The following is a 23,024-nucleotide window of genomic DNA, read 5'->3' as shown; positions in this document are numbered from 1 at the left end:
CCGGTAAAATGAGGTGTCACCTCAACCGAATTTGAGGTAAGGGTAACCGACTTCAATTTAGCTTATACAGTAAACTAGGCTGCTTAATTAAATGATGTGGAACTATCAAAAATGAAACCTAAAGTATCACCCCAAGTTGAAGAGCAAGCCATGAAACTAGCAAAGGGAATACAGAAAAGTGGCCAAACGAAAGAGCAAACCAAGCTGATTGCTCAAGGTATTCAAAAAGGCATTGCTGATTACAAGAAACAACAGGGCATAAAGTTACGTGAAATCGACAAACAGCGTAAACAAAAAGCCAAACAAGTCACAGATAAACCTACTGAGCCAACAATTGAAGTCCCCCCGACCGCGCCTAATAATACCTTACCCTGGGGTCTTTTAGCCCTGAGTTGGATTGGATTTATCGCTTACGTTTTTTGGCAAAAATCTTAACTGCCTTTAGCTGGCGTACCAGCCTATTTGGCCACTCTACTCAACTCCACATCTCAACATCTCAACATCTCAACATCTCAACATCTCAACATCTCAACATCTTAGCATCTTAACAGCGGCACTCGTCTTGATTCTCACCTAAACCAATGACAAAGCACTCGCTCACTATCCACTGTGAGGACTTAGCGTAAACACCTCCATTCCAAACGTTTGTTCGCCCTACATTTATTGTTCATTTTTCGAACAGATACTACGCTTATGTTGTGCTTAACGCCGCTGGAATAAAATAGTGGCGAGAAAGCACAAAACGCAAAACGCAGAACGCAGAACGAACGCTTACATTAGTCCTCGCGACTCAGGCGAGTTTTAGCAGGAATCGAATAAAGAGCCATTATTTTACACATCATAAAAAGGAAAGATTGATGTCTAATATCGCAGGTAAATCTTATGCTATGAACGTTATTACACCGCTCACAGGCTGGGTATATTATTGGAATAGAGTAAAATTCGCCGCCGTACAATTTTCAGTTTCAAGGAAGCTAGGCACTACGGGATTTTGGGGTAATTTGGTACCAATGAAGCTAGCGGATTTGATCTATGAGCGCTTAAACGGATTATTGACATTGTCGCTCATTCATTATGCTAGATGGACGGTAATCAAGCAATTTCCACACATACATGCCACCCAACCAAAAGAGCAGCTCAAGTATCATTACATGATGTTTTTCAGTAACTTCAATGGCAGCTGGAAGCAATATGTCGATTCATTCCATATGGCCATACCCAACGGGCTGGATATGCTCTGGTACAAAAACGTTAAGTACCCAAACTCCGTCCCGCTGCAACCCTTTCACAGTTACATTACCTACAACCAGATTTGGACCAATCATTATTACAACGCTTACCCACTTGCGGCATCGAACGATATTAAAGGTGCAGAAGCATTGACCAATGTGCTTAAGAAATTTATTGACGAAAGCGACCTAAACAATGACCCGGCGTTATTTCAACGGCGCTTCGAACAACTGCTAGACGAGCAACAGCGTAATTTAGGCTTGATGGCGCCTACTCCGATCATTAGCTTGTCAGCCGAAGCGGTTATGCATAGAGAGGCATAAATCATGGGAAATCGATTTGGAAATGCTTATGGTCTGACGGTGCTGATCCCCGTTAAGCCGGGCACAGAAAACAACAGAGCCTACGACAAAATTATTCGTGACCAACTACAGAGTTGGCCAAAACATAATGAGTCTCCCCTTGCTCGTGTGCCAAATACCTATCTTGCTAGAGTCTTTTTACTACAAGATGTGTTTTACGAAGGGGCTCCCGCTGTTGAAGAACACCTGAAAAACAAATATCTCGTATTTACCAGCAATTTTCATGGCGACCTCGACACCTATCTTTACGGTATGTGGGAGGAGATTAGCGATGTACTGCAGGTGTTACTTAAATACTGTTTTGCCTTTGAAAATATTCATTCCGCCACTGAATTTGTGCGATATATTAAAAAATGCCAAATCAATAACAGCCTGTTTTTTAATGGCTCTAACGATAAGCCTTTGCCAGAGCAACTCAAAGCACTGTACGTCAAACAAGCCTTTATTCACTTCGCGTACTTAACCCAACATTTGCGCAACCAAGGTGACAGTGGAGCAGTCAATCTACAGCAATCCTTCAAAAAATTTGTCGATTTGATTGATATTGAAAACCTTGACGGTAACAGCTGGCCCGTTGCCGCTACCCAAGTGCCGGTCGAAATAGAGCAAGATGTGAAAGCCACAATCATGGGTCACAAGGAGGTGAGCAAATGAACACGCGTAATACGGTATTAGATTTACATGACATCCAAGGAAACATAGTGTTCGGTTACGGTCGTTGGGGATACCCGGTGTCTCGCTATCTATTTTTTAAAATAAACAACAAGCGTCAAGGTATGGCATTCATGAAAAGCCTAGTTCCTCTCATCACTAGCTCCGCCCCGCTTGATAAACAAAACAACGGTACTGCGCCTCCAGCCACAACCAACGTCGCATTTACGTACGCAGGTCTGCGCGAATTGGGCCTACCTGATGAGTCAATGCGCAGCTTTCCAGAAGACTTTCGCATGGGCATGAAAGCGCGCAAAGATATACTGGGTGACGATGGCCCTAGCGCACCAGAGCACTGGGATCCTATTTGGTTGAATCAATATGACGTGCACGTGTTTTTAAGTATCAATGCAACCTCAGATACGCAACTAGAGCAACGTTACGAACAGATTTTGCAGCTTATTGATAAGACAAGCGATGGAGTAATTCTACTTAGTGGGCACAGGGATGGTGATGGCAGTACCTTAAGCGATTACCAATCAGGCAATGCCATCGTTATTGATGGTAAACCGACGGCAAATGAACATTTTCACTATGTGGATGGCATCAGTAACCCGGTTTTTAAAGGACAAGGCAGAAATCGCGCTGAAACAGTGGGGGCAGGTAAACCGACTAGAGCATCAGCGACAACTGACGACGGCTGGGAGGCTCTTGAAGCGGGTGAATTTGTGCTAGGTCATAAAGACGAAAGTGGCGAGTACCCTATTGCACCCAAGCCAAGGTTACTGTCGTTTAACGGTAGTTTTATGGTGTATCGCAAACTTCATCAAAACGTTGGTAAATTTACCTCCTATTTGGAAATGACAAGCAAGCACTACGGTGACGCTAAATTAAGCACTGATGAAAAACAGGAAACATTGAAAGCGAAATTTGCTGGTCGCTGGTCGAATGGCGCACCTCTATCAACCTACCCTGATTATGCTTCGGCGGAAGAATTTGGCGAACAATGGCAAAGCGCCACTGAGGTGTTGTTTTACCAAGCTGATGCAACAACCGAGGAGAAAAATAACGCCAGAGAAAAATACGAAACCCTAAAAGCACAAAGACGTGGATTTAATTATGACCACGACGTTGATGGGGCGAAATGCCCGTTAGGCGCTCATACTCGGCGAACTAACCCTAGAGGGTCTCTCGAATTTGATACTCAAGGCGCGTTCGACACGCCAGGGGCAATGGTCAACCGTCGTCGTATTCTAAGAAGAGGTTTACCCTACGGTAATTCCAGCGATCGAACCAATAATAGTGCAGAGCACGGTACTATTTTCATGGTGATCAACGCCAGTATTGAGCGCCAATTCGAATTCGTGCAGCAACAATGGATCAACTATGGAAACGACTTTAAACTCAGCAACGAAAAAGACGTTTTACTGGGGAATCATGGTGAGACACAAGACGGAAACCCCGATGGCAGAACGGTAATAAATGGCAATAAAACCTTAGGGCAACCCACCTATATGTGTTCCGGCATGCCACGATTTGTAGAAACGCGAGGCGGTGACTATTTCTTTATCCCCAGCTTAACGGCATTACGTATGATTGCAGAGGGAATTATCGACCCAACTTAGGGGCGCTAAGCCGACAAATTTCAGCCACACATTGCTGACAAAGTTAACAGCGTCAAAAACAAAAAAGTCGACATGCTTTTTCCTCTGCATGTCCGCTTAAAGTACTGTTCTATCACTTGATACACATTCTGACAGTCATCAACAAGTACAGAAAATCGTCACAATGAATCGAAGCACAACCGAAAAATGATTAGCCGATTAGCCATTTTATATAAATGAATTATTTTACGCTACCTGGTGTATCGCCAGTCTCGCTTTTTTCATTATCCAAGGTGTAATCTCGCAATTCCGGCGAATATGTATCTCTAAGAATTTCAAGCACCGGTGAATGAAAATCGCGTACATACAGAATATAAGTCACCCAAATCGTTGCAACAATAAATGCTACTGGGTGTAAAAACCAAGTAGACGCAGCGATACCATAATAATATGAGCGAATGCCACGATTAAATTCATTGCCAGCGCAAGAGTTAACCCGAGCCATACGTTTAGCCGTCTTGATTCTATATTCCTCAGAAGGCATGTTGCCACGATATGGACTGCCCCCAATCAAAATACACAAAAAGTTAAACTGTCTTAAAGACCAAGTGAATTTGAAGTAAGCGTTAACAAAAATGAAAATAAGTAAGATAAGTTTAAGCTCAATTAAACCACTGGAAACCGCTTGAGCAAAAGGCATATCTTCTGAAAAGCTCAGCAAACGCTCCACTGAGCCCACTAAAGCAAACAAACCAGCAATAATATAAATCGTGGTCGAGGCATAAAAAGACACACTCGCCATTAGATTACTCGTCAGGCCTGCACAGGCAACGGGAATTTCCCGCGCCGCTGATTCCATCGCCCACTGTAGTCGATATTCGTGCGTGATACCGATAAGCCCTTTGCGACCTATTTCTCCCCGCTCTAGTACGAAGCGATACCCCATCCAACAACTGAAAAACAGCGCAATACCCAAGTAATCAACCCAAGATAACAGCAATACAATATTCTTCAGGTCGTCCATATGTTTACAATCCTCTTGTTGCCTCTCAGCGGGGTTAGGTGATCAATACCGACATTGAATGTCGTAAATTGAGCGGATTGTAGCAAAGGAAGAAGTATTCTACTTGAGTGATTTGTCTAACAGATTCACTAATCTAACGAGGAGATACGACTGGTCCAATGGCATTGCATCTACAACGTGTGGAAGTGGCAAACATCAACTAAGACGTGCTTCTAAACTAACTTTCCATCAGAGTAGGATAATATGCAAAACAGCATTCGGCTAAAGTTACTCTTTTATTGCTCTTATTTGCGTATCGTCTTGCAGGTGCTCAAAAGCGTATTCAGGTGGGTCATTATCTAGCTTTTGAATAGGCTGGTTCCTTACGCACGTTAGGGTATCTGCCATATACTGGCAGGTGCCGATATATAGATCATTGTGCGCACCTTGGTATTCGCACGCCTGAGATCGCTCTTTCTGTTTACATGCATTAAGGGCTTTCAAATTTAGTTGGCCTGAATGCGCCGATACGTTGCTACTAGCTAGCAATAGCACGGTAGCAACGCATATGCTGCAACACTTAATAGTACGCCATCGAATTAACGTCACAGAGGATACTCCTCCAGCGGTACTCATTTAACGATGCTCGGGCGGAGGGCCGCCTGCTTCATTTGGCGCTCCATCAGGTCTACCACCAGGAGGACCGCCATCTGGGCCTCCGCCAGGAGGGCCACCAGCAGGTCTTACAGACTCTCCATGTAAACAACCAATGAACATGTTCTCGCTCGGACTTGCTGCATGATAATGATAACCTCTTGTGTCATCAGTCGTCCCTCTGCACTCATCCAAAGATTCTTCATTACCCTTCGCATCGCGCATGGCATAAATACCATAACCATCAACAGCATAGCCAATTAACGGTGCATGCCCGTCATCGCTTACTGAAGCATTGCTACAGCCTGTTGTTGAATGATAATGATACCCTTGATGCAGGTTAATATGACCACCACAGTCATCAAAAGCGGCAATCGTATAGCTACCCAAAATCTCGCTAATCGGTGCTGGGCCAGATAGCTCTGTTCCATCTAAAGCGATACCTACCGTATGCAGTCGCCCTGCATGAGCAGAAGGAATTGGTGTGGTTGGAATTAAATACGTTAAAGAAAAATCCTCATCAAGGTAGCTCAACTCACATTCAATACAGTTCTGCTTATATTGTTCTTCAACATCAGGTCGGGCCGCCCCTGAGCAAGATGCTTTATCGGCGGTGTAGCGCACTTTTCCTGTCTTCGCATCGGAGAGTAACCATTTTTCATCGCCGTAATAATCATCAAGCGTTAAGATGAAGTTACCGGTAAGGTCGACTAGGTCACCCTCTCCATCTTTGCTAAACCAACTACCTGAGACGTCAGCGCCATCGTCGATTGTTCTGGGGCAAAATGGGCCTGGTGCTCGCCCTGCTGGCGCGCCAGAAGTAATAAATTGGTAACACTTAGTAGCGGTACCCTGGGCTGTTTCGCAATCAACAATTTTAGGCGGTTGCAAAAATGCCCCGTCAGCAAACAACGAAACCTCTAACCCCGAGTTTTTGGTTAGGTCTTTCTCTGAGGATGACTCTGATGAATCATCGCAAGCAATAAGGCCGAATGTACTAAGGGTAATTAACCCCACTAATAAATTTCTATTTATCGCGCCCTTTTTACTTTTCGTGCCCATATTACCGGTCCTTTTATTCAAATTTAAACCCGCTTGATATATTCAATAATCTCATAAATGAACGACTGTATGTGGATATTTACGTAGACTTACATTGCTTGTAACGCATGCAAATAAGCATTTAGAGAAAGAGAATAGTTTCTATCGCCTTGTTTATGGCTATTGCCTTTTTTCTAGCAATGTCTCTTACAGCAAAGAGTGAAGTGCAGAATACAAACCACCAACTGCGCTGTGAATGCCAAATGAGCCGTGTCCAGCATTAAAAATGAAGGAGGCATTGGATAAAACGGCGCTGAAGGATAGTCGCGCCTACCAAATTGTTATAACATCACATCTTTCACACCTAACCCCCACTGAGAAAGATATAATGTTGTTGCCTGCTCCTACATCAGCCATTCCCACAAACATAATTACCGGCTTTTTGGGGACAGGGAAAACCAGCCTTATTAAACAGTTACTTAGCCTTAAACCCAAAGATGAGCGCTGGGCGATTTTAGTCAACGAATTCGGTGAAGTCGGAATAGATGGCGCTTTTTTTAAAGGCCGACCTGAAGATAATATTTATATCAGAGAAGTGCCCGGTGGTTGTATGTGTTGCACCTCTGGCTTGCCCATGCAAATAGCCCTCAATGAGTTAATTTCCTATGCTAAACCTCACCGATTGTTAATTGAGCCAACAGGTGTAGGCCACCCCAAAGAAGTACTCGCTGCCTTGCAACAACCCCATTATCAAGATGTGTTTGATATCCTGGCAACGCTCACGTTAGTGGATGCCCGCGCAATCGCTCAGACGCGCTATCGCGAAAACCTAATTTACCAAGAACAGTTGTCCATTGCCGATCGTATTATTGCAACCAAAACCGATTTGTATGAAGGTGATGAAGTTGACCATTTAAAAAACTACCTTGCTGAGCAAGGCTTAGCCAATACACCTTTTAGTATGTTAGATAGTCCTTTGGCCGATCTGTCTATACTTGCTGGCACGAGCGACAGTGTTCTAGATGAAGATCAGGCTTTATCTGACAAGCCTGAACATAAACATGCTCATGAACATAAACACGATCATGACAAAAGCGGGTCGTTAGTTGATGATTTACAGCACGCGTTACAGCAAACTGGCCGCGTTACAATAGAAAACGCCGCCCAAGGGTTTGCCTCTCAAGGCTGGATATTCAATGGCAATAAAATATTTGATTTCACTCAGGCGATGAACTTGCTCAGTGTGATTGAAGTGGATAGATTGAAAGCCGCACTTATTACTGAAAAAGGTATTTTCGGATTCGATAAAGTTGACGACGTGCTGTCCTGTATCAAGCTTGATGAAAGCCCAGATTCTCGCCTTGAGATCATTGATGCTGACGCGTCTAGAATTAGCACTGCTGTGAATGAATTAGAAAGTACGCTCTTTACCTAAAACGAGTAGCCCTAGCGTGTAACGCACGCCCACGTAGGGCGTCTTGTCAGCGAGATGTTGTTATAGGTGCCTAAGATTCAGGTAGTCTAAGCCTTTATATCAACTCCATTAAATAACTTGCCACTCAGCGAAAATTTAAAACAACTTAATCAAGGCGCTCGAATGAAGTCATAGTGGCGCCTTAACAAGGTTACAAAGCACAGCTGCTGGCGTACTTGAAGGTATTTTACTTCAATCGCCAGTGTTGGCATCGCCGAAGAAAAATGCGTCACAACATACTCAGTGAACGCTTTTAATAAGTGCGTCAATAATCGCTTAAACACGCAAAGCAGGTTAATGGGTAACGACTCAGGTCTAAAATCACTCAATACTTCAACTAAAGAGCCATTGCCCAGTTCATTTTGTACATACACGTCTGGTAAGAACGCAATTCCCTCCCCTTGCTTCGCTAGGGAAATCAGAACATGCATTTATTGTGCTTTTGGCTTTAGCTTAGACTTAGACTTTTTCATCTTCTTGTTTGCCTATTCCTTGCTCGCTATATTCTTGTCCTTCTTCCTGCTCTAGCTGTTTAAGTTCTGGTCCATCGCTGGCTAATAGCAATGCAATCCAGCGAGTATCTTGACCGGACTCTAGTGCAATTTTAACTATCATAGTCAAAGGAACTGACAACAACATACCGACGGTGCCAAGCAACCAGCCCCAAAAAATTAAGGATAGGAATACCACCAACGTCGACAAACCTAAGCCACGTCCCATATATCGTGGCTCAACTATATTGCCCATCACGGTATTAGTCACGACAAACCCTAGCGCGGTTAAACCTGCAACACCTGGCCCCAATTGCACTAACGCGAGCAACACCGCTGGAATAGCGGCGATTATCGAACCGATATTCGGAATGTAATTCAGTAGAAATGCCATCATCCCCCATAACAAATAATGATCGACGCCTAAGAAATACAACCAAAGGCCAATCACTAGGCCAGTAGCCAAGCTCACTAAGGTTTTGATCGCCAAGTAGTTTTTAACCGACAGTAAGAACTTATCAATTTGACGCATCTTCATATTCGGGTCGTCCAAAGCAATATGAATTTTGCGAGGAAACGAATCGGCTTCAAACAGCATAAACACCACAATCAGAAGAATAAGCAAAAAGTTTGTCAGGACGCCGCCGAGGCTAGTTAATAAGCTAGTCGCCATATTCATAGCAGCGCCAGGGTCTAGATAGGACAACAACTGGTCTTGATTAAGTTGTATATTGAAATCGTTCAAGCGCCCAATAACGAAGGAGAATTGTTCGACCAATTGTTTACGGTATATTGGTAAGTTATCACTAAAGTCATTCATAGATTGCCCAACAAGCCCTGCGAGCATAAATCCAAAAACAACGATGAGCAGTATAACCAGTACCACGGATATCGCTCTTGGCACCCGATATTGATTGGCCCAGTTAATAATGGGGCTGCAAGACATCGCAATAAAAATCGATAATAGGAATGGTACAACGATTGTACTTGCCGCCTTAATGCCGGCCAGAACAACAACAAGTGACGCGAGTATTAATAACACTTTCAGCGAAGGGGAGTATTTCATTTGCATGGTTGATGTCACCTGTATAGTGAGTGAAAAAAGATAACGGAAAGTTAGGTTGTTTAATAGCCTTACGCTGTGTATTTAGTATTATGAAATATATCAATGACATCTTGATATTATCCGTGTACAAAACCTCTAAAAGATATTAACGTACTGATTTTAGGTTATTTTTGCGTCGTAAAACAAGAGTGGTAATAATATGAAGTTAAATCCAGCGACGATCCGGATAAAAAATCTACGCTTACGTACCTATATTGGTATTAATGAAGATGAAATAAACAACAAGCAAGATGTCATTGTAAACGTGAAAATTGAATACAAGGCAGATCAAGCGACAGGTTCCGATAACATGGACGATGCGCTTAATTATAAGATTATCACCAAACGCATTATTCAATTGGTTGAAGATAATCGCTTTGCGTTATTGGAAAAATTAACCGCTGATGTGTTGGCAATTGCAGCGGAACACCCTAGGGTGATATATGCTGAAGCCGAAGTTGATAAGCCCCATGCTTTACGGTTTTCAGATTCAGTTTCCCTTTGTCTTTCGTGCTCTAAAACGTAACAAAACAAGGATTTTCTATGCGTATTTTGATTACTGGAGGTACAGGATTAATTGGTTCTAATTTAATCCCAAAGTTAAAGCCAAATGATATCACAGTGGTCACTCGCAATGTATCGCAAGCAGAGCTGATATTAGGTCATAAGGTCACATTGATCTCGTCACTAGACGAATTCAAAAACCTTGATAATTTTCATGTGGTCATCAACCTAGCCGGCGAACCAATAATCAATAAACGTTGGTCAGATGAACAAAAAAAAGTTATCGAGCACAGTCGATGGGATATCACTGAAAAGTTAATCTCGTTGATGAAAGCCAGTAATGATCCCCCGTCGTTGTTTGTCAACGGCTCTGCCATTGGCTATTACGGTCGCCAAGGGGACGAGATAATCGACGAAGATTTCGACTCACCGAATGATGAATTTAGCCATCAGTTATGTGAAAGATGGGAGTTTTTGGCCAGAAAAGCGGAATCAGAGCGCACACGCGTGTGCATTATTCGCACTGGGATCGTTATCACTCGTCGAGGCGGTGCATTAATGAAAATGGTTCCCCCCTTTAAGTTCGGTTTGGGTGGCCCGATGGGATCAGGGAAACAATACATGTCTTGGATCCACCTAGAAGACATGCTAGACGGGCTGATTCATATCATTGACAATATCGAGTGTAAGGGGGTATATAACTTTACAGCGCCGAATCCCGTGACGAACGCCGAGTTTAGTAAAACACTTGCTTCGGTATTGCATCGACCAAGCTTGCTACCAATGCCGTCTTTTGCCTTGCGGGTAATAATGGGCGAGGCAGCCGATTTATTACTATACGGGCAACGCGTTATTCCTAAGAGATTGCAAGAAAGCGGTTATCAATTTCATTACCCTGAGCTTGAACACGCGTTAGAGTGCTTGCGATTGTAGCCCTCGTCTCCCTAATACCAAGTTGATAGGGCGCACAGGAATACAAGATGAGTAAACACAGAAAAGCCGATAAATAGATGATTTATCGGCTTTTTGCATTAGGTTGCTTGCTAAAATATCACACCATTTGGCGCAGGAGATGGCTGGTATTTAACCTAAGCAAACGCCAACAACCAACCATACCCAAAGCCCCGACGACAATGGCACCCACAACAGGTGCGATAAACCAGTACTCCCAATGCAGCATGGCTTCCATTTCAAACACTTGGCTTTGTAAAAAGAACAGGCTGACTTCATTGGCAAAGGCGGCCATTAGCCCCGCAACCAAGCCAATAATAATAAACTCGAACAATACACTGGCACGTATCAAGCGCCCTTTCGCCCCCAAGGTACGTAAGATAGCCAGCTCTTGTTGCCGTTCATCCATACTGGCTTGCACTTGTGCAATTAGCACTAATGCACCTGCGGCCAGCACGAGCACCAATATAAACTCCACCGCTAATGATACCTGTTGCACTATGCCGCGAAGTTGCTCTATCCGGGCATCAACGTCAAACAAAGTGACACTGGCAAAAGGCTTCATCAAATCTGTGATATCCGATTTTCTAGACTTATCCAAGTAAAAGCTGGATAAGTAAGTCGGCAAATACCCTTGCATCGCTTGCGGCTGAATAACGAAGAAGAAGTTTGGTTGCATAGTTTGCCAGTTCACCTCTCGTAAACTTGATACTTGCGTGTTAATGATTTCACTGCCGACATTAAACGTTAGTTTGTCGCCAAGTTGAATATCAAGCCTATCAGCAATTCGCGCTTCAACAGATACCCCATACAAACCACTTTCAAGGGGCTCATTAGAGTCAAACCATTTACCAGCAGTGATAACATTCTCATGTTGTAATTCATCACTCCATGTCAGGTTTGCTTCTCGCCCTAACCCCTCGCGCCCTTGACGCTCTACAGGCTCTTCATCTTCTTTGCTAACAGCTGTAGAAACTTTCTCATCATTAATGGCCACGAACCGTCCACGCACCACCGGGTAAAAATGTTCAATATCAACATTTTCTTGCGCAAAATGCGCCTGTAAATCAGGTAACTGCTGTTGGGTAATATTCACTAAGAAGTAATTTGGCGTGCCCTGAGGAAGCTGATTTTGCCACTGGGCTATCATGTCGTTGCGCATGACCAATACAATCAATAACAGCATGATGGTCACAGCAAAGCTAATGAGCTGAATAGCATTGTCCATGGCTCTACGACGTATACGTGCCCAAGCAAGTTGCCATGCCCCCATTTTACCACTGCCAAGCCTGCGGCCAAGCCAAATCAAACCAAAGGTGACCAGGAGTAAACTCATCACCAGTAAAATACCCGAGCCGAACAAAATAGCGCTTAACCCCAAATTACCACTGTACGCCCACATCAAACTGAAAATAGCCCCGCCAGAAGCTAAAAACTGAATGAAACGCGAACTTAATGATGCCCCCAAGTCGCGGCGCAAAACCCGAAGCGGTGAAACTGAAAAGAGTTTAAGTAGAGGATAAAGTGAAAATAGCACAGCGCAGATAGCGCCAGTAAAAACAGCGATAATCAGTGGTCGCCAAAACCACACGTCAAGTGACACATCTACACTGCCAGCTAGCGCCCAGACCACAATTTGTTGGATCAAAAAGCCCAGCACGGTACCGATCGCAATCCCCAATACAGTGATGAACGTGATTTGCAGCAAATACACTTGCTGCACCATCTTTTTGCTAGCCCCTAATGTTTTCATGATTGCAACAGGATCGTAGTGGCGTTGACTATACCTTTGCGCCGCTACCGCAATTGAAACGGCTGCTAACACGATCGCTAACAAACTAGCCAATAAAAAGTATTGCTCTGCCTTGGCGATAGAGCGGCCGATTGCTGAGTCATCGTCACTCACTGACACCCAGCTTTGTAGCTCCTTATCCAATTGCGGCATCAGCCAGTCGTAATAATCATCTAAATTTGCGTCACTACCCGTAAAGAAGTAACTGAACGAGGCACGACTACCCGGTCCAATAATGTTGGTTGCGGCTAAATCTTGCTCGTTTATCAGTACTTTGGGGTCGCCACCAAATACGCTAAAACCTGCATCAGGCACTTCTGACAAAACCTTACTGACCGTGAATGTTTTGTCACCCACTTCAATTACTTGGCCCAAGCTCAACCCGAGATTCTGGAATAAACGGGACTCAATCCACGCATTTCCAGATTGGGGCAATGTATCAGTTGCTTGCCCTGGAGCGAATGGTTGCTCAGCAATTTTAACTGTGCCTTTCAAGGGATAGCCTTGCGCGGCCGCCCTTAAATCAACCAACATCATATTGTCGCCAGAGAATGCCATAGAGCGGGTATAGACTTGATTCGCAGTATTTAAACCAAATTCTTTGGCTTTCTCAATCCAGGCTTCGTCCACCGGCTTACGAGAATTCAGTACTCTGTCGGCAGCAATGAACTCAGCGCTTTTATCGGTTAGGGCTGATTGCAATCGCTCACTGAAAAGCGATAACGACAACACTGAGGCTACAGATAAAATAATGGCCAACAATATAATTGTAAGCTCACCGCGTTTTGCCTCATGTTTGAATAAACGCCAAGCTAAATTAAAGGTTTGCTTAGTCATCTATTACCCTGCCTGACTTTCTGTGGGGGCTAATACATCAATAGGGTCAGTCTTTTTATCAGAAGCAGTCACTTCGCTAAGCTCACCCGCGTTCATCAATAATTGGCGCTGACAGTGCTTTGCCAATTCATTATCGTGAGTGACCAACACTAAAGTAGTGTGCGAATCACGATTTAAATCAAAGAGTAACTGTTCAATTTTACCGCTGTTAGCAGCATCTAAATTACCGGTAGGCTCATCGGCAAACAGAATTTTGGGTTTTGTGATAAACGCGCGAGCAATGGCAACCCTTTGCTGCTCACCGCCTGATAATTGATTCGGATAATGATCGCCGCGATGCCCTAAACCGACCTTCTCTAATATTTCTTGCCCCAGTTGACTGGCGTTGTCCAACCCTGCAATTTCCGCAGGTAACATGATGTTTTCCAGCGCAGTTAAACTTTGAACCAACATAAAACTTTGAAAAATAAAACCGACTTTTTCGCCGCGCAATTGAGCTCGCTGCTCTTCATTCATATCATGCAGCCCTTGGCCGTCGAGATAGATACTTCCACTACTCACTTCGTCGAGACCCGCTAAAAGGCTCAATAAAGTTGATTTACCGGAGCCGGACGCACCTACAATGGCAATTGACTCACCCGCCTTGACTTCAAAACTAATTGGCTGGAGGATCGAAAGTTCACCTTGAGACGTAGTAACCGTTTTTGTAATCGCGGACGTTTTAATCATATTTGTAGGAGCCATAGTGTTTAAATTGATAACCAATTCATTGCGCAAGCGCGCCAAAGTCATATTGATACTTTTACCCATAATATTGGTTTCAGATCAACTTTGGGCGAAATCCAGTAAATTGCTAATATTAGGCGATAGCCTAAGTGCTGGTTATGGTTTGACGCAAGCACAAAGCTGGGTAAGTTTGTTACAAGATGCGTGGCAAAAAAGCGACATTACTGTTGTAAATGCAGCGATAAGTGGCGAAACAACTGACGGTGCGTTGGCTCGCTTGCCAAGATTACTGACTCAACATACCCCGAGTCACATTTATGTGGAATTGGGCGGAAATGACGGTTTACAGGGTCATTCAGTGACCAAAATGCGCGACAACCTGAGGCAAATAGTCAAGTTAAGCCAAGAGTCTGGTGCAACGGTTATTTTGCAAGAAATGCAGATCCCCACTAACTACGGACGCAGATACACAGAACTGTTTACTAAGGCGTATGGCACAGTTGCGAGAGAACGTGATGTAACCTTATTGCCGTTTTTTCTAGCGGAGATTGCCCTTAACGACGAGCTAATGCAATCCGATGGAATTCATCCGAATGCCAAAGCACAACCCATGATCGCCAAATCAATGCAAGCCGCGCTCGGACCTTTGATAAACTAGATTGGGTGAATAACGACTTTAGATTTGAGTGACGCCTCAGGCAGGTTGGAAACAAACATACAGGTTAATTTTTCACTCAAACTGGTAACTGACAGTTTGAAAGTCTAGACTTGTGTAACTGTTTTGATCAAGAGGATAATGTTATGGAAGTCAGTTCTTCGAGCGCTAGTTCAGTACAAACCAATGCACCAACGCCAAGACAAGAGGTCGAACGCCGGCCTCCCCCGCAATCTTCACAACCTCAAACCCTGTCTAGCCCAGAACCGAGCCCCCAAACCAGCTCAGCCTCTCAAGCTGCTGATCCTAACCAGAGGGTTGGCTCGATTGTGGATGTGCAGGTTTGATACCGCTATATTTCAAAAAGTTGTAAAAAAAGCGCTAAAGATGGAAAAGCCAAATTATTATTATAATTTGGTTTTTGCCTATTCAGATCAAGTAAAGGTCAATTATGTGTCTTGCTGTAAAACCTGCACTATCTCCTTGGAATCACGCAATCTACGTACTTGCATAAACAAATTTTCGGCTTCTGGATATTGCCGTGACAAATATCCCAACCACTGTTTAAGGCGATTAGGAAAGTACTTGCCTTTATCACCAAACAACTCATAGCCAGAATAATCTATCAACAATTGATTCACCTGGGACCAACTCATCACATCTTGCTCGCCGCGCACAACTTGCGCCAAATTAGGCATCGCCAGAATGCCACGCCCTAACATGATGTCTTGGCAATTTGATTGCGTTTGGCAATTGAGTGCATCTTCATGAGACCAAATTTCACCGTTCGCAATAATGGGAACATTTACTTTCTGCTTAATGTCCGCGATCCACGACCAATAAGCAGGCGGCTTATATCCTTCTACTTTGGTTCTGGCATGGATCACCAGTAAATCAGCCCCGGCAGCTTCAATAGCAGCAGCATTTTCAAACGCGAGACTTTTATCGTCAAACCCTAGGCGCATCTTGGCCGTGACTTTATGCTCTTTAGGCACCGCTTCGCGCACAGCACTCACAATATCGTATAAGGCTTGTGGCTCACGTAATAAAATTGCCCCACCTTTGCTTTTATTGACGGTTTTGGCTGGGCAACCGAAATTTAAGTCGACACCATGAGAGCCTAATTCAACAGCCCGTACCGCGTTTTCAGCTAAGGGCTGTGGGTTTTGTCCCAATAATTGCACCCGCACGGGCGTGCCATTTGGTGTAAACCCGCCATGATGTAACTCAGGACAAATACGATGGAAAACCTTTTTCGGTAGTAAGCAGTTTACCACCCTTACGAACTCAGTTACGCATAGGTCAAAGCCACCAACTTTACTCAACATGTCACGCATGAGGTGATCAACCACCCCTTCCATCGGTGCTAAAATAACTTGCAACTTGCTTACTCAATATTAAAGTGAAGTCGTCCTTACGGCGCAACGACTATATAGAAAGGCCAGAGAGGTTAACGCAATAAAGTGAGTTTATGAGACTAACTTTAGCTAACTTGGCCCACATTGGCAGAACGCCTTCTTGCTGCACAGCACAAGAGAATCTGTTCTTTTCGCTCTTTTGATGCAGCGCCCCAACCAACAATTTCATCCAAAACTCGAAAACATCCCACGCACATATCTTGTTGATCAAGGCAACAATTTCGTACGCACGGAGAAGCAATTTCTTTTTCTTCCATAATGGAGCGCGCTACTTTAAGTTAGGTCGCGCCAGCGTATACCCGCGTCTGCGACAAAAGATGCTATGAGTAATTGTACCATAGCCCCAGTGCTCATAAATATAGTGACCTGTAGATTGCCCCTTAACTAGCAAGCCTTTTTACCGTAATATCAAAACGCGTTCATCGCATGGAGCAGGGAAATAAATATAACAAAGGAAAAAATATGGACAAACATATAGATTATTCACAGTACAGCTACGAAGATTTACTCAGTGCTAAAGCAGGACTCGATCAAGAAACCTACCCAGAGCGCGCTGCTGAACTTGATAAATTAATATCTGAGAAGCGCCAAATAGCGATAGAGTCAACATCCTCGCCATTGGTAAACAGTTCTCAACTACGCGAATCTGACATTATTTTCCATGGCAAAACCGCGGAGTTTTTTGGTATTTGGATAGTAAACATATTGCTCACGATCGTAACTTTAGGTATCTATTCAGCCTGGGCTACTGTGCGCACGAACAGATATTTTTATAGTAATACAGAAATTGATGGCCATCGTTTTTCCTATTTAGCAAACCCAATCCAAATTTTAAAAGGAAGAATAATTGCCGTTATTCTGTTTGCTGTATACTCGATTGCGAGTGCCTTCAGTCCGACTTTATTACTCATTTTCATCGTCGCCTTTATCTTTCTAACTCCAATTATGATCATCTCTGCGGTGCGTTTTAAAATGCGTATGACATCTTATCGTAACGTCAAATTTGGCTTTAAAGGCCAGTATGGCGACGCCTTCGCGACTTTTATTTTACTGCCTATCGTGAGTGTTTTCACATTGTATCTAGCCCTTCCTTGGGTGCTGAAAAAAATAGACGAGTTTTTACACAATAATATGACCTATGGACAGCAGAATTTCAGCACTGAGTTAAAGAGCTCTGAGTATTACATTGCTTCAATCGGCGCTCTCATTTTAGGTGTTGTTGTGGCTGGTCTGTCGTTATTCGCTTTGGGCGCTTCTGTTAGTACATTGAGCGCCGATGCAGCACAAGCATCCACTTTTTCAATGACAACTATCGGCATAATGTTTGGTTATTTGGTGGTATTTCTAATCGCAACGAGCTTTTACCACGCTCATGTGCGTAATCATTTATTTAACAGTACCCAAATAGAGGGCGTGGCACGATTTACCTCGACAGTGGCAACAACGAAATTGATCGGTTTAAGGCTGAGCAATTTCGTTGCGCTAATCGTAACACTAGGATTTGCTTTGCCCTGGATCCACATTAGAACATCTCAGTTCTATGCAGATGTGACTCAAGTCACTATTTTGGAAGGAATTGATAAGGTCGTTGACGGTGCTCAAGACGACACCAGCGCACTAGGAGAAGAAGTCGCTAATGTGTTTGATGTCGACATTGCACTAGGATAGATCCGTGCACAGCGCAAACTTCTATCCGGCAGGCAGTTCACGCTGCCTGCTCGTTTCTTTGGATTTCACCAAAGATCATCTCGTTATTAGCAATGAAGATAACGAGGTTCTGCACACTATTTTGAAGAGCGAGTTGATTGTCGCGTCGAAGCTCGCGTCCACAAATCGGGAAGTATCAATCCCTGATGTTGGGCAGTTAGTCATCCCCACTTCCAATGAGATTGATGAGCTCATCTACCCATCAAATAAATTGCAATGGGCAGCCAAACTCGAAAGTAGTTATAAAGCAATCGTTATCAGCTTGTTATTAGTGCCCTTGAGTCTGTTATTGGTATTTAAATATGGCATTCCTTACACCGCACAGCAATTCGCATCAATTATCCCTGATAGTGCAGTAGAGTTAGCTTCAATTCATACATTGCGTGTTATGGACAGTAGCCTTCTAAACCCGAGCAGACTGAGAAAAACTGACCAAGAGGCTTTTAGGTCTCAGTGGAAAGTGCAGCTCAAGCAAGTGCGATTAGACACTAATGCCTACTCCTTGCAATTTAGATACAGTGAAACACTCGGGGCCAATGCGTTTGCTTTTCCAAATGGGACGATTGTTGTCACCGATCAATTTATGGACTTAATAGAAGAAAACCAGTCATTACTGCACGCAGTGTTACTGCACGAAATAGGGCATGTTGAGCAACATCATTCAATCCGACTCATCTCCCAGACGCTATTTTCCTCCCTTGTCATTGATTACTTTTTCGCTGATGTCAGTGGATTAATCGATATCTTTTCCGGTGTATCCACCACACTCGTTCAAAACCAGTTTTCATCTCAGTTAGAATGGGAAGCAGATAACTTTGCGCTGCAAACAATGAAAGGTGCAAATATGAGCACCGAAGTCTTCGCTTTAGCACTTGAGAAATTAGCGCAAACTCTGCCTGAACAGTCAAAAATGGATAAATGGTTACAAACCCATCCATTGTTAAGAGAACGCATAGCCAATGCTAGAAAGTGAAATATTGAAGAATGTGAGTTTGATTGTGATTTATTGCGATGCTTAGTTGAATATCTAGCGCTCAATAAACCCAGCGTCTTTTAAACAGGCATGGGCGTCTTTCGGATCCGTAAAACGTTTTGGTACAATGCCCGCTTGCTTAAAATAAGGTAGTAACGCTTCGCCCTGGCTTGGCTCGTCTACTATCCAACATTCAAGTTTTTGATTCCGTCGGTCTAATATTACATCTGATTTAAAGGGGGATGTACTTACTGACGCAGGCACTACCCAGCCTCGCATGTCCACTAGAACCGCCCAAGCATTGCCGCGCATGGAGTGCATTGCTTCACCGAGATCAGACAGATATGCCATATCAGTTTGTAAGTTCCAATTACCCGTTGTTCTAATAACAATAAGACGTGATTTGACCTTGATCTGATAAGATGCAGGTGGCAATTGAGACTGATGTGACATGGATATACAACGCTAATGACGTTTAGCTTTGCCTACATAAACGCAGTTGTAACACAGTGATAGCGGGCAAAACGCTCACCATTTCGACCATCCATGATCGCCATTTTTATAAACAAAAAAGCCGTACATCAATGTACGGCTTTTCTTATATGGCGTCCCCAAGGGGATTCGAACCCCTGTTACCGCCGTGAAAGGGCGGTGTCCTAGGCCTCTAGACGATGGGGACAGAAACTTTGTTCATCGAAGCAAGCTTCGATAAGTTTCTGTAAGGTGAGTCGAGCCTGAGAGAGGAGCGACCTAATCTTACAAAAACAACAATAAGTTCGGTTCATTTTCTGTAAGGCGAAGTGAGCCAGCGAACTGAGCGACCTTACCTTACAAAAATAACCTTTTACGTTTCTGTAAGGTGAGTCGAACCTGCGAGAGGAGCGATCTAATCTTACAAAAACAAAATCTGTCAAACATACCATTCACTGGCCTAGGTATGCCGTGAATGTCCTTGTTTTAAAACATAAACCCTATCCCTAGGTTTACTTAATATGGCGTCCCCAAGGGGATTATAAAATACGTCCTGTATTTTTCCGCTTCGCGGCCGTGCTACGCACGTTCAAATTCGTTCCTTACGAATTTGTCGAACTAAGGGGCTCTCACCCCTCGTGACGCATAAATGCTATCACTTCGTTCTTTTGTATGGCGTCCCCAAGGGGATTCGAACCCCTGTTACCGCCGTGAAAGGGCGGTGTCCTAGGCCTCTAGACGATGGGGACAGAAAATCGGCTTTCGAAAGCAAGCTTTCGAGATTTTCTGTAAGGCGAAGTGAGCCAGCGAACTGAGCGACCTCACCTTACAAAAATAACCTTTTACGTTTCTGTAAGGTGAGTCGAGCCTGCGAGAGGAGCGACCTAATCTTACAAAAACAAAATCTGTCTGTATCATTACATTTACTGGCCTAGGTATGCCGTAAATGTTCCTTGATATGGTGGAGCCAGGCGGGATCGAACCGCCGACCTCTTGCATGCCATGCAAGCGCTCTCCCAGCTGAGCTATGGCCCCATACTTAAGTTTCACAAGCAAACTTGCTTTGACTTATTGGGTGTCATTCCCTGACAGCGGGCGCATTCTAGGCACCCCCCCCTTTTATGTCAACGACTTTTTTGAATTTTATCTATGATTGTTGTCTGTTTGCTATATATATGAGCGCTTTGTCTATACGTTGAGCAATTTGCTCAGGTTTTAGCAAATTCAATGTCACATCAAGTGAAGGCGAATTACCTGAACCAGTAGCGGCAACTCTCAATGGCATGCCAACTTTGCCCATACCTACCCCTAAATTTTCCGCAGTTTTGTTAATCGCTTCATGGATGGTTTCAGCATTCCAAGTAGATAACGCCATTAATGCAGCCTTTACCGCCTCAAGAGGCTCTTGCGCCACAGGGCGAAGATGCTTTTTAGCCGCCTTTTCATCAAAGTCTTCATATTCGTGATAAAAGTAACCACTGATCTCGGCCAACTCTTTTAACGTTTTTACGCGATCTGCTTGTACTTTAATGACTTCTTCTAGTGCAGGGCCGGTAGACGTATCGATACCTTGTTGCTCAAAGTGCCATTTTGCATAAGGTAACACCTCACTGACTGGTAGCTCTTTAATATAATGCTGATTTAACCAAATGAGTTTATCAGTATTAAAAGCTGAAGCTGATTGACCTATCGCATCTAAACTAAATAACTCGATCATCTCTTCTTTAGAGAAAATCTCTTGATCACCATGAGACCAACCTAAACGAACTAGATAATTTAATAGTGCTTGCGGAAGAAAACCGTCATCACGATATTGCATTACACTAACAGCGCCATGACGCTTAGATAGTTTTTTACCGTCATCACCTAATATCATTGATACATGAGCATATTCAGGTACTGGAGCCCCAAGTGCTTGTAAAATATTAATTTGCCGTGGAGTATTATTAATGTGGTCTTCACCGCGCACCACATGCGTAATCCCCATATCCCAATCATCAACCACAACGCAGAAGTTATAGGTCGGCGTTCCATCGCTTCGTAATATTATAAGGTCATCTAGTTCACTGTTTGCAATTTCGATGTTTCCGCGAATATGATCTTTTACCAGCACTTTACCCTCTAACGGGTTTTTAAAGCGAATAACAAAAGGTTCGCCTTCTGGGTGATCAGTACGGTCACGCCAAGTGCCTGGGTATCTTGGTTTTTCACCGTTCGCTTTTTGTTTCTCGCGAATTTCATCAAGCTCAGCACTGCTCATAAAACATTTATAAGCTTTGCCTTCTTCAAGCATCTCATTAATGAGCGCTTTGTATCGGTCGAACCGTTGTGTTTGATAATATGGGCCATCGTCCCATGTTAATCCTAACCACTCCATACCTTCCAAAATCGCATCGATGGCTTCTTGGGTTGAACGTTCTATATCCGTATCTTCAATTCGAAGTACAAATTTTCCACCTTGGCTTTTGGCATAAAGCCAAGAATAAAGTGCAGTACGTGCACCACCAACATGTAAAAAACCGGTAGGGCTTGGAGCAAAACGGGTAACCGCTGTCATGGTATAAATAATCCTATTACAAAAAATTGGCCGCATTTTACCAGTCAATGGCCCTTATAAGAAAGGTTAAACGAACAAAGCACCCTGAAGAATTGAACATATATTACCATTTATACCAATCCGCATTAATAAGTACCCCCTCAGAGCATGGAATGGTATTAGTTTTATTTGCAGTGGTCTCAGCGCTTTCATCACTAATAAAACACTAGCTCTAGGCTTATCTAAACGAATGTTTGGCATCCCGTTATCTAACGACCTAATTAATGACAAAGCAGATTCAATGGATCAGTTGAATAGTGTTTTGGGTGGACTGCATAAGAAAGTGCAATTTAAAGGTCAAATTTTACGTGAACGGCAATCAGATATTTTGTTACCTCATTAAAAACCAATCAGAGAAAACTGTTTTTTCTATTCCATTAAACTTACTACCAATGAAATTGCACAATATTCACCCCATTCGTTCATTTTTATAGCACTTAGACACTTTTTTAAATTTACAGTTGACACTCGCAAGCGCATACCTATAATAGCGCTCCACTTACCGAGGCAACTCTTTAAGTGAAACAAAAACGGTCGCTTAGCTCAGTTGGGAGAGCATCGCCCTTACAAGGCGAGGGTCACTGGTTCAAGCCCAGTAGCGACCACCACTTTTCGACAAGAAACGGTCGAGGGTCACTGGTTTTAGCCAGTGTAGTACAACGTTTCAATATATGGTCGCTTAGCTCTGTTGGAAAAAGAGAAGAGCATCGCCACTCTCAACAAGAAACGGTCGAGGGTCACTGGTTCAAGTCAGTGTAGTAAAACGTTTCAATATATGA

22 protein-coding genes and 4 tRNA genes are annotated in these 23,024 nt (G+C 43.6%); 12 read left to right on the top strand and 14 right to left on the bottom strand.

Going from position 1 to position 23,024, the window contains the following annotated elements; translation table 11 throughout:
• Positions 1 to 111: 111 nt before the first annotated feature.
• The 4 genes from GMES_RS15040 to GMES_RS15025 all read left to right on the top strand — a co-directional run bounded on the left by GMES_RS15040 (position 112) and on the right by GMES_RS15025 (position 3,868).
• Entirely contained in the window at positions 112 to 435 is a 324-nt protein-coding gene (locus tag GMES_RS15040) for a DUF2956 domain-containing protein (protein WP_006993586.1), read from the top strand.
• 422 nt (positions 436 to 857) lie between these two features.
• Entirely contained in the window at positions 858 to 1,553 is a 696-nt protein-coding gene (locus GMES_RS15035; protein WP_006993585.1) for a hypothetical protein, read from the top strand.
• Between the two features lie 3 nt (positions 1,554 to 1,556).
• Entirely contained in the window at positions 1,557 to 2,246 is a 690-nt protein-coding gene (locus GMES_RS15030; RefSeq protein WP_006993584.1) for a hypothetical protein, read from the top strand.
• On the top strand, positions 2,243 to 3,868 hold the full coding sequence (locus GMES_RS15025; RefSeq protein ID WP_006993583.1) for a Dyp-type peroxidase: 1,626 nt from the start codon (positions 2,243 to 2,245) through the stop codon (positions 3,866 to 3,868). The genes GMES_RS15030 and GMES_RS15025 overlap by 4 nt, the downstream gene beginning before the upstream one ends.
• A gap of 220 nt (positions 3,869 to 4,088) precedes the next feature.
• Here the strand turns inward: GMES_RS15025 and GMES_RS15020 are convergent, their stop codons facing one another.
• The 3 genes from GMES_RS15020 to GMES_RS15010 form a co-directional block, all read right to left on the bottom strand.
• A complete protein-coding gene (locus GMES_RS15020) occupies positions 4,089 to 4,871 on the bottom strand; it encodes a DUF599 domain-containing protein (RefSeq protein WP_006993582.1) in 783 nt (260 codons plus the stop codon).
• Between the two features lie 267 nt (positions 4,872 to 5,138).
• Complete coding sequence (locus GMES_RS15015) at positions 5,139 to 5,459, bottom strand: hypothetical protein (RefSeq protein ID WP_153811083.1); 321 nt, start codon at positions 5,457 to 5,459, stop codon at positions 5,139 to 5,141.
• Between the two features lie 27 nt (positions 5,460 to 5,486).
• On the bottom strand, positions 5,487 to 6,566 hold the full coding sequence (locus tag GMES_RS15010) for a YHYH protein (protein WP_006993580.1): 1,080 nt from the start codon (positions 6,564 to 6,566) through the stop codon (positions 5,487 to 5,489).
• A gap of 367 nt (positions 6,567 to 6,933) precedes the next feature.
• On the opposite strand from GMES_RS15010, the gene GMES_RS15005 reads away from it, so the two are divergent.
• Positions 6,934 to 7,980 (top strand): CobW family GTP-binding protein, encoded by a 1,047-nt coding sequence (locus tag GMES_RS15005; RefSeq protein WP_006993579.1) that lies wholly within the window; start codon positions 6,934 to 6,936, stop codon positions 7,978 to 7,980.
• Positions 7,981 to 8,129: 149 nt separating this feature from the next.
• Here GMES_RS15005 and GMES_RS15000 read toward each other — a convergent pair whose 3' ends face one another.
• Together GMES_RS15000 and GMES_RS14995 are read right to left on the bottom strand one after the other, a co-directional pair.
• Positions 8,130 to 8,450: a LysR substrate-binding domain-containing protein gene (locus GMES_RS15000; protein ID WP_006993578.1), complete on the bottom strand. Its 321-nt coding sequence runs from the start codon at positions 8,448 to 8,450 to the stop codon at positions 8,130 to 8,132.
• Positions 8,451 to 8,478: 28 nt separating this feature from the next.
• On the bottom strand, positions 8,479 to 9,582 hold the full coding sequence (locus GMES_RS14995) for an AI-2E family transporter (protein ID WP_006993577.1): 1,104 nt from the start codon (positions 9,580 to 9,582) through the stop codon (positions 8,479 to 8,481).
• Between the two features lie 193 nt (positions 9,583 to 9,775).
• On the opposite strand from GMES_RS14995, the gene folX reads away from it, so the two are divergent.
• Both folX and GMES_RS14985 read left to right on the top strand, forming a co-directional pair.
• Positions 9,776 to 10,141, top strand: a complete 366-nt coding sequence (folX, locus tag GMES_RS14990) for a dihydroneopterin triphosphate 2'-epimerase (RefSeq protein ID WP_006993576.1) — start codon at positions 9,776 to 9,778, stop codon at positions 10,139 to 10,141.
• Between the two features lie 17 nt (positions 10,142 to 10,158).
• Positions 10,159 to 11,052, top strand: coding sequence for a TIGR01777 family oxidoreductase (locus tag GMES_RS14985; RefSeq protein ID WP_006993575.1), 894 nt, complete (start codon positions 10,159 to 10,161; stop codon positions 11,050 to 11,052).
• Positions 11,053 to 11,170: 118 nt separating this feature from the next.
• Here the strand turns inward: GMES_RS14985 and GMES_RS14980 are convergent, their stop codons facing one another.
• On the bottom strand, positions 11,171 to 13,699 hold the full coding sequence (locus tag GMES_RS14980; RefSeq protein ID WP_006993574.1) for an ABC transporter permease: 2,529 nt from the start codon (positions 13,697 to 13,699) through the stop codon (positions 11,171 to 11,173).
• Positions 13,700 to 13,702: 3 nt separating this feature from the next.
• Positions 13,703 to 14,428, bottom strand: coding sequence for an ABC transporter ATP-binding protein (locus GMES_RS14975; RefSeq protein ID WP_039987564.1), 726 nt, complete (start codon positions 14,426 to 14,428; stop codon positions 13,703 to 13,705).
• 16 nt (positions 14,429 to 14,444) lie between these two features.
• Between GMES_RS14975 and GMES_RS14970 the strand changes: the two genes are divergently transcribed.
• Together GMES_RS14970 and GMES_RS14965 are read left to right on the top strand one after the other, a co-directional pair.
• Positions 14,445 to 15,083, top strand: coding sequence for an arylesterase (locus GMES_RS14970; protein ID WP_006993572.1), 639 nt, complete (start codon positions 14,445 to 14,447; stop codon positions 15,081 to 15,083).
• 143 nt (positions 15,084 to 15,226) lie between these two features.
• Positions 15,227 to 15,427, top strand: a complete 201-nt coding sequence (locus GMES_RS14965) for a hypothetical protein (RefSeq protein WP_039987561.1) — start codon at positions 15,227 to 15,229, stop codon at positions 15,425 to 15,427.
• Between the two features lie 102 nt (positions 15,428 to 15,529).
• On the opposite strand, the gene GMES_RS14960 is transcribed toward GMES_RS14965, so the two are convergent.
• The gene (locus tag GMES_RS14960) at positions 15,530 to 16,462 is read right to left on the bottom strand and encodes a tRNA dihydrouridine(16) synthase DusC (protein WP_006993571.1); all 933 of its coding nucleotides are present in this window, start codon (positions 16,460 to 16,462) and stop codon (positions 15,530 to 15,532) included.
• Positions 16,463 to 16,563: 101 nt separating this feature from the next.
• On the bottom strand, positions 16,564 to 16,755 hold the full coding sequence (locus GMES_RS14955; protein ID WP_083879620.1) for a DUF1289 domain-containing protein: 192 nt from the start codon (positions 16,753 to 16,755) through the stop codon (positions 16,564 to 16,566).
• A gap of 205 nt (positions 16,756 to 16,960) precedes the next feature.
• Here GMES_RS14955 and GMES_RS14950 point away from each other — a divergent pair, with 205 nt between their 5' ends.
• Positions 16,961 to 18,166, top strand: a complete 1,206-nt coding sequence (locus tag GMES_RS14950) for a YjgN family protein (RefSeq protein WP_006993570.1) — start codon at positions 16,961 to 16,963, stop codon at positions 18,164 to 18,166.
• A gap of 4 nt (positions 18,167 to 18,170) precedes the next feature.
• Complete coding sequence (locus GMES_RS14945) at positions 18,171 to 19,178, top strand: M48 family metallopeptidase (RefSeq protein WP_006993569.1); 1,008 nt, start codon at positions 18,171 to 18,173, stop codon at positions 19,176 to 19,178.
• Positions 19,179 to 19,232: 54 nt separating this feature from the next.
• Here GMES_RS14945 and GMES_RS14940 read toward each other — a convergent pair whose 3' ends face one another.
• The 5 genes from GMES_RS14940 to gltX form a co-directional block, all read right to left on the bottom strand.
• Positions 19,233 to 19,631: a hypothetical protein gene (locus GMES_RS14940; protein WP_033186086.1), complete on the bottom strand. Its 399-nt coding sequence runs from the start codon at positions 19,629 to 19,631 to the stop codon at positions 19,233 to 19,235.
• A gap of 150 nt (positions 19,632 to 19,781) precedes the next feature.
• Positions 19,782 to 19,857 (bottom strand) — tRNA-Glu (locus GMES_RS14935).
• Positions 19,858 to 20,322: 465 nt separating this feature from the next.
• Positions 20,323 to 20,398: transfer RNA gene (locus GMES_RS14930), tRNA-Glu, on the bottom strand.
• Positions 20,399 to 20,608: 210 nt separating this feature from the next.
• Positions 20,609 to 20,684, bottom strand: a tRNA-Ala gene (locus tag GMES_RS14925).
• A gap of 112 nt (positions 20,685 to 20,796) precedes the next feature.
• On the bottom strand, positions 20,797 to 22,206 hold the full coding sequence (gene gltX, locus GMES_RS14920; RefSeq protein WP_006993567.1) for a glutamate--tRNA ligase: 1,410 nt from the start codon (positions 22,204 to 22,206) through the stop codon (positions 20,797 to 20,799).
• Between the two features lie 571 nt (positions 22,207 to 22,777).
• Here gltX and GMES_RS14915 point away from each other — a divergent pair.
• Positions 22,778 to 22,853, top strand: a tRNA-Val gene (locus tag GMES_RS14915).
• Positions 22,854 to 23,024 lie beyond the last annotated feature (171 nt).

This window comes from Paraglaciecola mesophila KMM 241 (assembly GCF_000315015.1).
In the GTDB taxonomy this organism is placed as follows: domain Bacteria; phylum Pseudomonadota; class Gammaproteobacteria; order Enterobacterales; family Alteromonadaceae; genus Paraglaciecola; species Paraglaciecola mesophila.
This window is presented reverse-complemented; position numbering and strand designations above follow the sequence as displayed.

What these genes read in the sequence shown, in the direction of transcription:
- GMES_RS14985 (WP_006993575.1), top strand. Translation starts at nt 10,159, where the DNA reads ATGCGTATTTTGATTACTGGAGGTACAGGATTAATTGGTTCTAATTTA.
- GMES_RS14955 (WP_083879620.1), bottom strand. Translation starts at nt 16,755, where the DNA reads ATGGAAGAAAAAGAAATTGCTTCTCCGTGCGTACGAAATTGTTGCCTT.
- GMES_RS15040 (WP_006993586.1), top strand. Translation starts at nt 112, where the DNA reads ATGAAACCTAAAGTATCACCCCAAGTTGAAGAGCAAGCCATGAAACTA.
- GMES_RS14950 (WP_006993570.1), top strand. Translation starts at nt 16,961, where the DNA reads ATGGACAAACATATAGATTATTCACAGTACAGCTACGAAGATTTACTC.
- GMES_RS15000 (WP_006993578.1), bottom strand. Translation starts at nt 8,450, where the DNA reads ATGCATGTTCTGATTTCCCTAGCGAAGCAAGGGGAGGGAATTGCGTTC.
- folX (WP_006993576.1), top strand. Translation starts at nt 9,776, where the DNA reads ATGAAGTTAAATCCAGCGACGATCCGGATAAAAAATCTACGCTTACGT.
- GMES_RS15020 (WP_006993582.1), bottom strand. Translation starts at nt 4,871, where the DNA reads ATGGACGACCTGAAGAATATTGTATTGCTGTTATCTTGGGTTGATTAC.
- GMES_RS15030 (WP_006993584.1), top strand. Translation starts at nt 1,557, where the DNA reads ATGGGAAATCGATTTGGAAATGCTTATGGTCTGACGGTGCTGATCCCC.
- GMES_RS14965 (WP_039987561.1), top strand. Translation starts at nt 15,227, where the DNA reads ATGGAAGTCAGTTCTTCGAGCGCTAGTTCAGTACAAACCAATGCACCA.
- GMES_RS14940 (WP_033186086.1), bottom strand. Translation starts at nt 19,631, where the DNA reads ATGTCACATCAGTCTCAATTGCCACCTGCATCTTATCAGATCAAGGTC.
- GMES_RS14975 (WP_039987564.1), bottom strand. Translation starts at nt 14,428, where the DNA reads ATGATTAAAACGTCCGCGATTACAAAAACGGTTACTACGTCTCAAGGT.
- GMES_RS14995 (WP_006993577.1), bottom strand. Translation starts at nt 9,582, where the DNA reads ATGCAAATGAAATACTCCCCTTCGCTGAAAGTGTTATTAATACTCGCG.
- GMES_RS15035 (WP_006993585.1), top strand. Translation starts at nt 858, where the DNA reads ATGTCTAATATCGCAGGTAAATCTTATGCTATGAACGTTATTACACCG.
- GMES_RS15005 (WP_006993579.1), top strand. Translation starts at nt 6,934, where the DNA reads ATGTTGTTGCCTGCTCCTACATCAGCCATTCCCACAAACATAATTACC.
- GMES_RS15025 (WP_006993583.1), top strand. Translation starts at nt 2,243, where the DNA reads ATGAACACGCGTAATACGGTATTAGATTTACATGACATCCAAGGAAAC.
- GMES_RS15010 (WP_006993580.1), bottom strand. Translation starts at nt 6,566, where the DNA reads ATGGGCACGAAAAGTAAAAAGGGCGCGATAAATAGAAATTTATTAGTG.
- GMES_RS14980 (WP_006993574.1), bottom strand. Translation starts at nt 13,699, where the DNA reads ATGACTAAGCAAACCTTTAATTTAGCTTGGCGTTTATTCAAACATGAG.
- gltX (WP_006993567.1), bottom strand. Translation starts at nt 22,206, where the DNA reads ATGACAGCGGTTACCCGTTTTGCTCCAAGCCCTACCGGTTTTTTACAT.